The 13,554-nt window shown below is 66.5% G+C and carries 15 protein-coding genes; all 15 read right to left on the bottom strand.

Features of this window, described 5'->3' with window-relative positions; translation table 11 throughout:
* Positions 1–447 (bottom strand): flagellar motor protein MotB (locus ACTHLF_RS13085; RefSeq protein ID WP_440327784.1); only part of this gene is annotated, 447 nt, incomplete at its 3' end.
* The gene (locus ACTHLF_RS13080) at positions 444–1,184 is read right to left on the bottom strand and encodes a flagellar motor protein (RefSeq protein ID WP_440327783.1); all 741 of its coding nucleotides are present in this window, start codon (positions 1,182–1,184) and stop codon (positions 444–446) included. The genes ACTHLF_RS13085 and ACTHLF_RS13080, both read right to left, overlap by 4 nt.
* A gap of 1 nt (position 1,185) precedes the next feature.
* Positions 1,186–3,285: an ATP-binding protein gene (locus ACTHLF_RS13075; RefSeq protein ID WP_440327782.1), complete on the bottom strand. Its 2,100-nt coding sequence runs from the start codon at positions 3,283–3,285 to the stop codon at positions 1,186–1,188.
* Positions 3,286–3,292: 7 nt separating this feature from the next.
* Positions 3,293–3,934: a protein phosphatase CheZ gene (locus ACTHLF_RS13070; protein ID WP_440327781.1), complete on the bottom strand. Its 642-nt coding sequence runs from the start codon at positions 3,932–3,934 to the stop codon at positions 3,293–3,295.
* A 9-nt stretch (positions 3,935–3,943) separates the two neighbouring features.
* Positions 3,944–4,345, bottom strand: a complete 402-nt coding sequence (cheY, locus tag ACTHLF_RS13065) for a chemotaxis response regulator CheY (RefSeq protein WP_247428824.1) — start codon at positions 4,343–4,345, stop codon at positions 3,944–3,946.
* 30 nt (positions 4,346–4,375) lie between these two features.
* Complete coding sequence (locus tag ACTHLF_RS13060) at positions 4,376–5,107, bottom strand: RNA polymerase sigma factor FliA (protein ID WP_440327780.1); 732 nt, start codon at positions 5,105–5,107, stop codon at positions 4,376–4,378.
* Positions 5,104–5,979 (bottom strand): MinD/ParA family protein, encoded by an 876-nt coding sequence (locus ACTHLF_RS13055; protein ID WP_440327779.1) that lies wholly within the window; start codon positions 5,977–5,979, stop codon positions 5,104–5,106. The genes ACTHLF_RS13060 and ACTHLF_RS13055 overlap by 4 nt, the downstream gene beginning before the upstream one ends.
* Before the next feature lie 69 nt (positions 5,980–6,048).
* A complete protein-coding gene (gene flhF / locus ACTHLF_RS13050; RefSeq protein ID WP_440327778.1) occupies positions 6,049–7,395 on the bottom strand; it encodes a flagellar biosynthesis protein FlhF in 1,347 nt (448 codons plus the stop codon).
* A 100-nt stretch (positions 7,396–7,495) separates the two neighbouring features.
* On the bottom strand, positions 7,496–9,607 hold the full coding sequence (gene flhA / locus ACTHLF_RS13045) for a flagellar biosynthesis protein FlhA (protein ID WP_440327777.1): 2,112 nt from the start codon (positions 9,605–9,607) through the stop codon (positions 7,496–7,498).
* A 5-nt stretch (positions 9,608–9,612) separates the two neighbouring features.
* Positions 9,613–10,758, bottom strand: a complete 1,146-nt coding sequence (gene flhB / locus ACTHLF_RS13040; protein ID WP_440327776.1) for a flagellar biosynthesis protein FlhB — start codon at positions 10,756–10,758, stop codon at positions 9,613–9,615.
* A gap of 3 nt (positions 10,759–10,761) precedes the next feature.
* Positions 10,762–11,529, bottom strand: a complete 768-nt coding sequence (gene fliR / locus ACTHLF_RS13035; RefSeq protein ID WP_440327775.1) for a flagellar biosynthetic protein FliR — start codon at positions 11,527–11,529, stop codon at positions 10,762–10,764.
* Complete coding sequence (gene fliQ, locus ACTHLF_RS13030; protein ID WP_331644473.1) at positions 11,529–11,798, bottom strand: flagellar biosynthesis protein FliQ; 270 nt, start codon at positions 11,796–11,798, stop codon at positions 11,529–11,531. The genes fliR and fliQ overlap by 1 nt, the downstream gene beginning before the upstream one ends.
* A complete protein-coding gene (gene fliP / locus ACTHLF_RS13025; protein WP_440327774.1) occupies positions 11,795–12,544 on the bottom strand; it encodes a flagellar type III secretion system pore protein FliP in 750 nt (249 codons plus the stop codon). The genes fliQ and fliP overlap by 4 nt, the downstream gene beginning before the upstream one ends.
* Complete coding sequence (gene fliO, locus ACTHLF_RS13020; protein ID WP_440327773.1) at positions 12,541–12,957, bottom strand: flagellar biosynthetic protein FliO; 417 nt, start codon at positions 12,955–12,957, stop codon at positions 12,541–12,543. The genes fliP and fliO overlap by 4 nt, the downstream gene beginning before the upstream one ends.
* Before the next feature lie 11 nt (positions 12,958–12,968).
* Positions 12,969–13,301 (bottom strand): flagellar motor switch protein FliN, encoded by a 333-nt coding sequence (gene fliN, locus ACTHLF_RS13015; protein WP_331644467.1) that lies wholly within the window; start codon positions 13,299–13,301, stop codon positions 12,969–12,971.
* Positions 13,302–13,554 lie beyond the last annotated feature (253 nt).

The following is a 13,554-nucleotide window of genomic DNA, read 5'->3' as shown; positions in this document are numbered from 1 at the left end:
CGGCTTCATCGCGCGCTTCACTTCATCGGAGATCTGGCTGAGGCTGGCTTCCTCGGTCTTGCCTACCGTGCTGTTATCGGCCGGCGCGGTCTGGCGTTTCTCGCCCGGCTGCGGCTCGGCCGCCGCACCCTCGTGGCCGGGCAGCGGCAGGTTGCGCGGCGGCAGCGGCACATCGATCTTGGCGATCGGGCTGGCCGTGGGCGAGCGCTTGTCGTTCGGCAACGGCACCTGCGTGGCGGGCGCGTTGTCGCGGATCGGCTCGATCACCTTGCCGGTACCGTTGAAGGCTTCGTTGATGGAGGCGGCCATCACCCGGAACTTGGTTTCGTTGACCGCGGAAACCGCATACATGACCACGAACAGGGCAAGCAACAACGTGATCAGGTCACCATAGGGGATGGCCCAACGCTCGTGGTTGATGTGTTCTTCGTGGTGGCGGCGCTTCACTGCAGGAACCCTTGCAGCTTGCTCTCGATGTGGCGCGGGTTATCGCCCTGCGCGATCGAGACGAGGCCTTCAACGAGGATCTCGCGCATCTGCGAGCGCTGGCGGGCCAGGCCCTTGAGCCGGGCCGCCATGGGCAACGCGAGCAGGTTGGCGAGGCCGATGCCATAGATGGTCGCGACGAAAGCCGCCGCGATGCCGTGGCCCAGCTTGCTCGGTTCAGCGAGGTTCTGCATGACGGCCATGAGGCCCATGACAGCACCGATGATGCCCATGGTCGGTGAATACGCGCCCGCGTTCTCGAAGACCTTGGCGGCTTCGATGTCGATATGTTCGCGGGTGAAGACTTCCACCTCGAGCACGGAGCGCATCGCGTCGGGCTCGGTGCCGTCGACCAAAAGCTGAAGCCCCTTCTTGATGAAGGGGTCCTGTGCGCGCTCGATCGCCGGCTCCAGGCCAAGCAGGCCCGTGCGGCGGGAGATCTCGCTCCAGCCGACGATGCGACTGACGAGGTTTTCCGATTCGATATCCGGCGGCCGGTACACCCACGGCAGCATGGCCCAGGCGCGCTTGAGCACGGGGCCCGGCGTCTGGACGAGCAGCGCGGCGAAAGTGCCGAGGAAGACGATGACGAACGCGGCCGGATTCCACAGGGCATCGATGCTCGAGCCCTTGAGGATGGTTCCCACGATGATGACCAGGAAGGCCAGGATCGTGCCGACGACGCTCACGATATCCATATCAGACAGCCATCCTCAGGCTGGGCAGCACCTGGCCGCTGTCATCGGCCAGGCCGGCGAGATCCAGGACGAGCGAGATGCGGCCATCGCCCGTGATCGTCGCACCGGCGACGCCGGGTACGTCCTTGAGGAACGGACCCAGGGGCTTGGCCATGACGTCTTCGCGGCCGAGCACTTCATCCACCAGGCAGCCGAGCGTCTGGTGGCCGATCTGCACGACCACCACGTGACCACCCCTGCCCTGCGCGCCAGCCCAGTTACCCAGGGCGGCGAGCGGCAGCGCGCGCTGGCGATGGGCGGCGACGACGCGACCGTCCAGCTCCTGCACCTGGCCCTCGGCCAGTTCAAAGACTTCCGCGACATTCGACATCGGCAGGCTCAGCAGGCGGTTGCCCACGCGCACCATGAGCACGCGCAGGATCGCGAGCGTCAACGGCACCGAAAGGCGTACCGTACTGCCGTGGCCGACCCGCGAATCGATCGACAGGGTACCGCCAAGTTCGACGATCTTGGTCTTGACCACGTCCATGCCGACACCGCGGCCGGAAATATCCGAGACCTGGCTGGCCGTGGAGAAACCCGGGCGGAACACGATTTCGTAGCATTCACGCTCGTCGAGGCGGGCGGCCTGCTCTTCATCCATGAGGCCCTTTTCGACGGCCTTGCGGCGCAGGACCTCGGGATCCATGCCCTTGCCGTCGTCGGTCACCGTGATGACGATGCGATCGCCATACTGGCCGGCGGCGAGGCGCACGGTACCCAGGCGCGGCTTGCCCGCGGCTTCGCGCACCTCGGGCATCTCAATGCCGTGGTCGACCGAGTTGCGCAGCAGGTGCACCAGCGGGTCGGCCAGGGCCTCCACCACCGTGCGGTCGATATCGGTTTCTTCGCCCTCGGTGACGAGTTCGATTTCCTTGCCGAGCTGCCGCGCGAGATCGCGCACGATGCGCGGGAACCGCGAGAACAGCTTGCCGACCGGCTGCATGCGCATGCGCAGCACGGCGTTCTGCAGGTCTTCGGCGACGCGTTCGAGTTCGCCGATGGCGCGTTCCATCGGGTCGTTCGTGCCGCGCGGCGCGAGGTTGGTCAGGCGGTTGCGGACCAGCACCAGTTCGCCCGCGGCATCGACGAGGCTGTCGAGGCGGTGGGTGTCGACGCGGACGGTGGTATCGGCGGCGGCGGTGGGCTGGCGTTTTTCGGTTGAAGCCGCCGGCTTTGCCTTCGCTGGGGCAACCTGCTGCGGGGCCGTCGCTTGTGCGGGTTCGGCTTCGGGGATCGCGGGCGAGCCCGCTCCCACAACCGCAACGGGCGGCGCGGCTAGCGTGGCGTCCGCTGCGGTGCCGCTGGGGGCGCCGGTGCCGTAGAGCTGGTCGAGCAGCGCTTCGAATTCGTCGTCGCTGATGGTGTTGCTTTCGGGCGCGGCAACCGCTTCCGTCGTTTCGACAACGGCGGCTACCGGTGTTCCAGCCGCACCTTCGGTGCCTTCAGCGCCGGGGGCGCCGGTGCCGTAGAGCGAATCCAGCAGGGCTTCGAATTCGTCGTCGGAGATGGTGCCCGAGGTGGCCGGGGCCGGCGCGCGCTCGGTGCGCGCAGCGTCGAGCAGCGCTTCGAACTCATCTTCGATCGGGTCGTAGGGTTTGGCGGGCGTCGCGACGGCGGGTGCCGGCTTCGGCGCAGTGACCGGCACGGCTAGCGCGACGGGCGCCGCCGATGCGGCGCGACCCGGGATGACCAGGCGATCGAGCAGCGAACGCGGCGCAGGCTCGGCCTGCACGCCGGCATCCGCCGCACGCATCATGTCGTTGAGCAGGTCGAGCGACTCCAGCAACGCGTCCATCAGGCCCGCGTTGAGCACGATCGCGCCATTGCGCGCTTCATTCAGGAGATCTTCCGCGCGATGGCAGAGTTCCACCATGGCGTTGAGGCCAAGGAAGCCCGCACCGCCCTTTACGGTATGGAACGCGCGGAACACCGCGTTCAGGAGCTCGCTGTCTTCCGGCGAGGCTTCGAGATCCACGAGCTGTTCGCCCAGGGTCTCGAGCAGTTCGCGCGCCTCGATCAGGAAGACGTTGAGCAGCTCGTTGTCCAGCTCCACGCTCATGGCGGACTCAGAAGCCAAATTCGCTGAGGAGGCGATCCACTTCGTCCTGGCTGACCTTGTCGGCGGCCGGCGTATGGGCGCCCGCGAGCGAACCGGTGAGGCGCACCAGTTCCACGAGCGACGATTCCACCTTGGCCATGAACGACTCCACCTGGGCGACGCGCTGGCCGGAGAGATCCTGCCAGGACTGTGCCTCGACCATCTCGCCGAGCCCGATATCGCAGTTCTGCGCGAAATCGCCGACGCGAACGGCGAGCGACGTGGCGTTGGCGGTGAAGGCGGGATCGGCCTGGTCGAGCACCAGCAGCTCGTCGGCCTGCTTCGCCAGCGACTGCGCCTGCGGGCGCAGCTTTTCGCTGAAATCCAGCGTGCGGTGCGCGGCCTGCGAGCTCATCTCGAGCACATCGCGCAGGTGCTTGCGCGCATCGCTCATGGTGCCGGGCACGCCATCGCCGGAGATATCGGTGGCGAGGCGGCGCGCCGATTCGTGCAGGTCGCGGGCGAGGTGGCCCAGCGCCAGGAACAGGTGCTGCTCGCGGCTGCGGATCAGCTTGTCCAGCGCCTGCTCGAAAGCCACGCTGTCATCGGCGTCGAGCAGCTCGCGCAGTTCGGGTGCCACGTCCTGGCCCGCGGAAATCATCGTATTCATGTCAGTCCCTTAGCCCGCTGCCGCGGCGAGTCGTTCGAAGATCTTGTCGAGCTTTTCCTTCAGCGTCACCGCGGTGAACGGCTTCACGACGTAACCATTCACGCCGCTCTGCGCGGCCGCGATGATCTGGTCGCGGTTGTTCTCGGCGGTGACCATGAGCACCGGCAGGGATTTCAGGTTGGCATCCGCACGGATGGCACGGAGCAGGTCGATGCCGGTCATGTTCGGCATGTTCCAGTCGGTGACCACCAGGTCGATGGGCTGCGAGCGCAGGAGCGCCAGCGCCGCGTTGCCGTCTTCCGCTTCCTGGATCAGCGTGTTGGTAAAGCCCAACTCCACCAGGAGGTTACGGACGATGCGCCGCATGGTGGAGAAATCGTCCACCACGAGGATTTTCATGTTCTTGTCCAAAGCGTTCTCCGCCTTACTGCCGCGTATTTCTTAGTGTTTGTCTTTCCAACCCGACATGCGTGCCCGGAGACGGATCAGCGCCTGGCCATGGATCTGGCAGACACGCGATTCGCTTACTCCCAACACCGCACCGATTTCCTTCAGGTTGAGTTCTTCATCGTAGTACAGCGACATCACCAGCTTTTCGCGCTCGGGCAGCCCGTCGATCGATTCGGCCAGCGCATGGCGCATGCCGTCCTGCTCGAACAAGCCATCCGGGCCCGTGGCGTCCGGGTCGGCCACGTCGATCGCGGAGCCTTCGTCGCCTTCGGGCGCCGTGAGGCTCAGCAACCGCGCGCTCGCCGCGTCGGCCAGGATCTGGTTGTATTCCATGGCGTCGATGCCAAGACGCTTCATCACTTCCACGTCGTCGGCGTCGCCACCGGTTTCGTTCTCGATCTGCCTTGTAACTTCCGCCACCTCGCGCAATTTCCTGTGGACGCTGCGCGGGGTCCAGTCCGTCTTGCGCAGTTCATCCAGCATGGCGCCACGAATGCGGATACCCGCATAGGTCTCGAAGCTGGCCGCGCGAGTCGGCGAATAATTCCTTGCCGCCTCGAGCAAGCCGATCATCCCGGCCTGCATGAGGTCGTTCGCATCGACGCTGGGTGGCAGACGGCCCATCAGGTGATAGGCGATCCGGCGCACCAGCGGCGCGTGCGTTTTCACCAGTTGATCGGCCGGAACCTTAGTAATTTCAAGGTATTCGCTCGCGACGCTCACAACGGCAGCCCTCCCCCCACGTGTTCACGCCCGGCAAAAAAGCCGATGCGACCCTGACCACGGGGTTCGGGTTCACCCCATGTATCGACCGACCTGGCCAAATTCTTGAATCCCACCGCCGAGCGGCTGCTCGGCCACGCATCGACCACCGCGGACTGCCGGCGGATCGCCTGGCGCAGGTACTCGTCGTGCGGGACCATGCCTATGAAATCGAGGGAGACATCCAGGAACCGGTTGGTCACCCGCGAAAGCTTTTCGAACAGCTGGCGCCCTTCCTGCGCATGGCGGACCATGTTGGCCACGATGCGGAAGCGGTTCACCGCGAACTCGCGCGACAGCACCTTGATCAGCGCGTAGGCATCCGTCAGCGAGGCCGGCTCGTCGCAGACCACGACCACCACCTCGTCCGACGCGGCGGCGAACATCGACACGCTGTCGGAAATGCCGGCGGCGGTATCGACGATCAGGTATTCGGGGGCCAGCGGGTATTCGCCGAACGCGCGGATGACTGCGGCGTGCTCGATGTTGGGCAGCTGCGCCATGCGCCGGGTGCCCGACGTGGCGGGAATCACCTTCAGGCCATGCGCCGCCTCGAGGATGAGGTCCTCGATGGCGCACGCGCCTTCGAGCATGTGCCCGAGGTGGCGGGTGGGCTGGAGGCCCAGCAGCACGTCGATGTTGGCCATGCCCAGGTCGGCATCGAGCAGGAGGACATCGCGGCCGCCCATGGCGAGGGCCATGCCGAGGTTCACGGCCACCGTGGTCTTGCCGACGCCGCCCTTGCCGCCCGCGATCGCGATGCTGCGCGTGGGCCGGCGGTCGGCGAGCCAGTTAAGTCCGGCGGCCTGCGAGTTGTCGACGTGTGTGGTCATGAAGGAATTCACTGCCGGTGAAGAAGTTGCGGATGCGGTTGCCAAAGTCACGTTCGTCAGATTTTGCGATCAGGCCATGGCCGGGGTGGACGACGCGAAGCCGAAGCGATCGGCAAGTATGGCGTCATCCGGCTCGTCGTTGCGCTGCTTGAGCATCTGGGCTGCCAGGCAGACCAGTTTGCGCGCGTCGGCGGAAGCGATGTCCTCGGGCACGCGCTGCCCATCCGTGGTGTAGTCCAGCGGCATTCCGTGCCGGATAAGGGCCGAGAGCGCGCCGCCGAGCAGCGGCGTCTCGTCGAGCTTGGTAAGGATGGCGCTCTGCGGCTTCAGCGGAGCGTAAGCGCGCATGGCGTTGTCGATGGCCTGGGCCTGCGCATTCGCGGCGACGACCAGGCACACGCGCACATCGGCCATGGCGCGCAGCGTTTCGAACTGCTGCTGCAGCTTCGGATCGTTGCCGGCGAGGCCGGCGGTATCGATCAGCACCGTGTGCTTGCCGCGCAGCTGCAGCAACACGTTGCGCAGGCTCTGCGCATCGTGCGCGTTGTACACGCGCACGCCGAGCAGGCGGCCGTAATGTTCCAGCTGCGCACCGGCGCCGATGCGGTACTGGTCGGCGCTGATCAGCGCCACGTTGGAGGCGCCAAGGCGCAGGACCGCGCGCGCCGCCCGCTTGGCGATGCTCGTGGTCTTGCCGACGCCGGTGGTGCCGACGAAGGCGGTGATGCCGCCGCCGACGGTGTCAAAGTTGCGGCCGCTGGTGCGGATGTTGCGCGAGAGGATGCCCAGCGGCAGGTAACGCGCCTGCTCGGCCGTCATGTTCTCGGGCAGCTCGGCGCACAGGGCGCGGGCGACGTCGCCGTCGATGCCCAGGCGGGTCATCTCGCGGAGCACGCGGGCGTGCAGCGGCTGCTGGCGATCCTTCTGGTTCCAGGCCAGCGCGGAGAGCTGCACTTCCAGCATCTCGCGCAGGTTGTTGATCTCGGCGCGCATGCCGTTCACCGCGGTGTCGTTCTGCGGCGCGGTCACCGTGGCGGCGCGTACGACGTCGGCGACGCTGGCGGCCAGCGCGGCGGAGGACTGGCGCTGCGGTGCATTGGGTGCAGCCGGGGCCGAACGGGCGGCGCGCTCGACGGCGGCGGCCGTCGCGGCACGGGCCTGGTCGACGCGAGCCATGCGCTCGGCTTCGCGGTTATCGCGGGTGGCGCGGATCGTCTCGGCCTTCTCTTCCGCCGGCGGCTCGAACGCAAAGCCGGCTTCGCGCACCAGCGCTTCGTCGTAGTCGAGCGCGGCGATGATCTCGATGCCGTCATCCAGCCGACGCGTGGACAGGATCACCGCGTCCGGACCCTGCTCATCACGCACCTGGCGCATGGCCTGGCGCATGTCGGGAGCAACGAATCGTTTGATTTTCATGCGTTCGATCCTGTCTTCGTCGATCGGCGCCCCGCTTGCCTGCGGCGCCACCTTGTTCTGTCACGTCCGCCGGGGCAAATCCCCGCGCGGTGTCTCATTCCTATCGTCCCAGGGCCGTCACCAGCTTGACGCGGCGGTTGTCCGGAACCTCGTTGTACGCAAGTACATGCAGGTTTTGGGCCACATGCCGCGTGAAACGCGAAAGCCATGGACGAAGTGCCGGCGAGACCAGCAACACGGCCGGTTCGCCCGCCGCTTCCTGGCGGCGCGCGGCGTCCGCGACGTTCTTCTGCAGGCGATCGGCCAGGCCCGGCTCGACCGCCGCGCCGGCGGGACCACCGCCCTGGAGCGACTGGAGCAGGATCTGTTCGAGTTCCGGTGCCAAAGTAATGACGGGCACCTCGGTGCCGAGGCCGGCGATTTCCTGGACGATCTGGCGACCCAGGCCGACACGCACGGCAGCGGCGAGCACGCCCGGGTCCTGGCTCTGCCCCGCGTTCTCCGCCAGCGATTCGACGATGCCGCGGAAGTTGCGGATGGGCACGCGCTCGGCGAGCAGGTTCTGGAGCACCTTGACCACGGCGCCCAGCGAAAGGCGCTTCGGCACCAGGTCTTCCACCAGCTTCGGGGTCTGCTGGGCCAGGCGGTCGAGCAGCTGCTGTACGTCCTGGTGGCCGATGAGCTCGTGCGCGTGGTTCTGCAGGATGTGGGAAAGGTGGGTCGCGATGACGGTGGCCGGATCGACCACGGTGTAGCCCAGCGTCTGCGCGTGTTCACGCAGGCCCGGCTCGATCCACACGGCATCGAGGCCGAAGGCCGGGTCGCGCGTCGCGATGCCGTTGATCGTGCCGTGCACGCGGCCCGGATCGATCGCGAGCATGCGCTCGGTGTGGATCTCGGCCTCGCCCATCGGCACGCCCATCAGCGAGATGCGGTAGCCGTGCGGCGCCAGGTCGAGGTTGTCGCGGATGTGCACGGACGGTACCAGGAAGCCCAGCTCCTGCGAGAGCTTGCGGCGCACCGACTTGATGCGCGCCATGAGCTCGCCGCCCTGCGCCTTGTCGACCAGCGGGATGAGGCGGTAGCCGACTTCGAGGCCCACGGTATCGACCTGGGCCACGTCTTCCCACGAGAGCTCGAGGCGTTCGGCCGGCGGCGCGGTTTCGAGCGCGGCCAGTTCGGTGCCCGGCGCGCCCGGGGTGCCCGCGGCGGCGCCGGCCGGCATCAGCTTGCGCTGCTGCAGCTTCCACGCGCCGAAGCCAGCGATACCGGCGAGCAGCAGGAACGGGATGTTCGGCATGCCCGGGATGAGACCCATGGTGCCGAGCACGGCGGCGGCGACGGCCAGCGCCTTCGGCTGGCTGAAGAGCTGGCCGAACACCTGCTTGCCCATTTCCTGCGACTTGGACACGCGGGTGACGATGACCGCCGTGGCGATCGAGAGCATCAGGCCCGGCACCTGGGCGACCAGGCCGTCACCGATCGTCAGCAGGGTGTAGGTACGCGCGGCTTCGCCGGCCGAGAGGCCGTGCTGGAACATGCCGATGAAGAAACCACCGAGCATGTTGATGACGAGGATGAGGATACCGGCCGTGGCATCGCCGCGGACGAACTTGGAGGCACCGTCCATCGAGCCGTAGAAGTCGGCTTCCTCGCGCACTTCCTGGCGGCGCTCACGCGCCTGTTCCTGGGTGAGCAGGCCGGCGTTGAGGTCGGCGTCGATCGCCATCTGCTTGCCGGGCATGGCATCGAGGGTGAAGCGGGCAGTCACTTCGGAGACGCGGGTGGCGCCCTTGGTCACGACCACGAAGTTGATGATGGTGAGGATGGCGAAGACGACGAAGCCGACGGCGAAGTTGCCACCGATGACGAACTCTGCGAACGCCTCGATCACCTTGCCGGCCGCGCCGGGGCCGTTGTGGCCGTGCAGCAGCACCACGCGGGTCGAGGCGATGTTCAGCGCCAGGCGCAGCAGGGTCGCGAACAGCACCACGGTCGGGAACGAGGCCAGTTCCAGCGGGCGCATCACGTACATGGTGGCCAGCAGGATCACCAGCGACAGCGCGATGTTGAACGTGAACAGCAGGTCCAGCATGAAGGGCGGCAACGGCAGCATCATCATGCCGAGCATGATCAGCATGGCGACGGGCGCGGCCACGCCACGGCGGCCGATCTGCCGGAAGGTGCCCATCAGGTTCTGGGAGGCTGCCATCTGTCTCACTTATCCATGCGGTAAGGGCCCATCAGCTCCGGATCGATCTCCTGCTGGGGCATGTCGGGCGGGAGGTCGCCAACGGCGATCGCCTGCTTCAAACGGAACACGTAGGCCAGGATCTGGGCCACGGCCACGTACAGGGCCGAGGGGATTTCGCGTCCGATTTCCGTCGTGTGATACAAGGCTCGTGCCAACGGGGCCGCCTCGACGACCGGAACCTTCGAATCGGTACCCAGTTGCCGGATCTGCAGGGCGATCACATCCATGCCCTTCGCCACCACGCGCGGCGCTCCCATGCGGTTTTCGTCGTATTTGAGGGCCACCGAGAAGTGCGTCGGGTTGGCGATGATGACGTCGGCCGTGGGCACGTCTTCCATCATGCGGCGGCGGGCCATCTGGTGCTGCATCTGGCGGATTTTTGACTTCAGTTCCGGCGAGCCTTCGTTTTCCTTGTGCTCGTCCTTCACTTCCTGCTTGGTCATCTTCATCTTCGACATGAAGCTGTACTTCTGCCACGGCGCATCGATCAGGCCGATGGCGCCCAGGGCCACCGCGAAGACCAGCGAGGCGCTGCCGAACATGCCGAAGGCGTGCGAGATGCCCTCCTCCACCGAGCCAGAGCCGACCGCGTACATCTCGATGGTGCTCTTGCGCAGGTACCAGGCCAGCGCGCCGCCGATGAAGAGGAGCTTCAGCACGGACTTGCCGAGCTCGACCAGGCCGTTCTTCGAGACCAGGCGGGAAAAGCCCTGGATCGGGTTCAGGCGATCGAACTTGGGTGCCAGCGCCTGGAACGAGAAGTTCAGGCCGCCCATGAGCGCTGGGGCGGCCACCGAGGCGGCGGCAGTTACGGCGAACAGGGGGCCCAGCATGCGCAGGGCCTCCAGCAGCGCCGTCATCAGCGCCCGCTGCAGGCCGTTGGAGGCGAACAGGTCTTCCCGGCCGTAGTTCAGGCCCACGTGCATGATGTTGGCGGCATGCGTCGCCATCTGCCCGTGGGTGGCGATGAGCATGGCGACGCCCGCGAACACGACGATCGCGGTGGAAAGCTCGCGCGATCGCGGCAGTTCGCCCTTTTCACGGGATTCACGAAGCCGTTTTTCACTAGGGGCTTCGGTTTTGTCTTCCTTGTCTGCACCCTCGCTCACGGCCTACCTCCCGATGAGCTGGCGCATGGCTTCCCATGCGCTGGTGGTGAGTGAATCCCAGGCGCTGGGCAAGCCGCGCAGGGAGAGCCACAGGGCGACCATGCCCAGGCAGATCGTGATCGGGAACCCGACGGCGAACAGGTTCATCGACGGCGCCGAACGGCTGATCGCGCCGAAGCCGAGGTTGACGACCAGCAGCGCGGTAAGCGCCGGCAGCGCCACGCGGACCGCGCCACTGAACAGGTGCGAGGTGAAGGTGAGCACGCCCCACAGGCCATTGACGCCGATGCCACCCTCCCCGACCGGCATGCTGCGGAAGCTTTCCGCCAACAGGTCGATCAGCTGCAGGTGGCCGTTCATGACCAGGAACAGCAGGGTGACGAGCATGCTGTACATCTGGCTCAGCACCGGGGTGGTGCCGCCGAGGCCCGGGTTCACCACCTCGGCGAAACCAAGGCTCATGGCCTGCGAAACGTACTGGCCGGCATAGGACACGGCCTCGAAGACGAGCTTGAGGACGAAGCCCAGGGCAGCGCCGATCAGGATCTGCTGCGCCAGCGTGGCCACGCCGGCCGCCGACAGCGGGCGGATATCCAGCGGTGCCAACGGCGCCAGCACCATGGTCAGCAGGAGCGTGATGCCCAGGCGGATGCGCACCGGGATCGTCGTGGCGCTGAAGACGGGCGCCACGAGCATCAGGCCGGTAATGCGCGCCAGCGCCCAGCAGGCGCTGCCGACCCAACCCTCGAGCTGGCCGAGGTCCAGTGGCATCAACGGACCGCCTGGGGCAGGCTTTCGATGAGGGTGCGGGTGAAATCGACCATGGTGCGCAGCATCCACGGGCCGGTGATGATGCCGACCAGCGCCATGCAGATCAGCTTCGGGATGAAGCTGAGGGTCTGCTCGTTGATCTGCGTGGCCGCCTGGATCATGCCCACGATGAGGCCCACCGCCAGCGCGGTGAGCAGCAGCGGCGCACCGACCAGCATGGCGATGTGCAGGGCCTGCTGGCCGAAGTTGATAACGGATTCCGGCGTCACTGGTAGAAGCTCCCCGCCAGGGTGCCAAGCAGCAAGGTCCAGCCGTCGACCAGCACGAACAGCATGATCTTGAACGGCAGCGAGATGATGATCGGCGAGACCATCATCATGCCCATCGACATGAGCACGGAGGCGACGACCAGGTCGATGATCAGGAACGGGATGAACAGCAGGAAGCCCATCTGGAAAGCGGTCTTCAGCTCGCTGGTGACGAAGGCCGGCAGCGCCACGCGGTAAGGCACGGCTTCCTTGTCGGCATACGGCTGCTCACCGGCCAGCTTGGTGAACAGCTGCAGGTCGGGCTCGCGGGTCTGCTCGAGCATGAAGTGCTTGAACGGCGCGGCGGCGGCCGGGAGCGCGTCCTGCACGCTCATCTGGCCATCCATGTACGGCTTGAGGCCCGCGTCGTAAGCCTTGTTCAGCACCGGGCTCATGACGAACAGCGTGAGGAACAGCGACAGGCCCAGGATGACCTGGTTCGGCGGCGTGCTGTTGGTGCCCAGCGCCTGGCGCAGGAAGCCCAGCACGATGATGATCCGGGTGAACGAGGTCATCATCAGCAGGATCGCCGGGAGGACCGTCAGCGCGGTCATCAGCGCCAGGGTCTGGATCGACAGCGACCAGACCTGGCTACCGTTGGCGCCCGGCTGCACCGTCGCCAGCGGGATACCCTGCGGCTCGGCGGCGAAGGCCGCGAACGGGGTGAGCATCAGGGCGAGGAACAGCCCCCACTTCACGTACTTCATGGACGCTTCCACGGGGAGAGGATGTCGCGGAAACCGCGGATCGTAGGGGTATCCGACGGTGCGGCGTCGTCCTGGACGGGAGTTTCCAGCACATGCAGGGTGCGCAGGCCGCCGGTCGGCGAGGCGCCCACAAGCAGCTGCGTGCCGCCAACTTCCAGCAGCATGACCTTTTCCTTCATGCCCACCGGCATGCTCTCGATGACGCGGATCTTCCGGCCACCGGGGCGCACGCGCGCCTGCGCGCGGCGGCCGAGCCAACCGACGAAGAAGATGAGCGCCACGACGCCCAGCAGGCTGATCAGGACGCGGACGATCTCCGCACCCGAATCCACCGCCGGGGCCGAAGCCACCGGGGCCGCCATGAGGGCGCAAGGGAGGAGACCGCCCGCGAGGGCAGCGGCGATGCGACGCATGGAGGGGGTCCTCAGCGGAGCTTGCGGACGCGTTCGGCCGGGCTGATCACGTCGGTCAGGCGGATGCCGAACTTCTCGTTGATCACCACCACCTCGCCATGGGCGACGAGCGTGCCGTTCACGAAGACATCGAGCGGCTCACCGGCTGCGCGGTCGAGTTCGACCACCGAGCCCTGGTTGAGCTGGAGCAGGTTGCGGATGCTGATCTTGGTGCGGCCGACTTCCATGGCCATGGTGACCGGCACATCGAGGATGACGTCGAGGTTGACGTCGCTGCCCAGGCCGAGGTTCTTGGTGAGATCGGCGGCGCCGTCGACGGGTTCGAGGATGGTGGGTTCGTTCATGTCCGTAGATCCGATGCGTTACTGGGATGACGGATAGGAGAAAGCAAACGGCGTGCCATGCTTTTGGCGCGCGGCGGATCAACGTTTTTTCGTGCGCTTTCAGGTGGTTGTACGGGGCCTACCCCACCCCCTCCCTACCCTGATGGTGGTGCTCGCCGGAAACCTGACGCTCGACGGCAGTTAGTCACCATGACGGTCATTTGACGTCACGTTTTTCCTTGCCGAAAACGTATCGCCGGGACAAAACGCATGT

Origin of the sequence: Luteibacter sp., from assembly GCF_051958795.1 — a bacterium.
Classification (GTDB): domain Bacteria; phylum Pseudomonadota; class Gammaproteobacteria; order Xanthomonadales; family Rhodanobacteraceae; genus Luteibacter.
The sequence above is the reverse complement of the archived record's forward strand: the minus strand, read 5'-3'. Positions and strand labels throughout refer to the sequence as shown.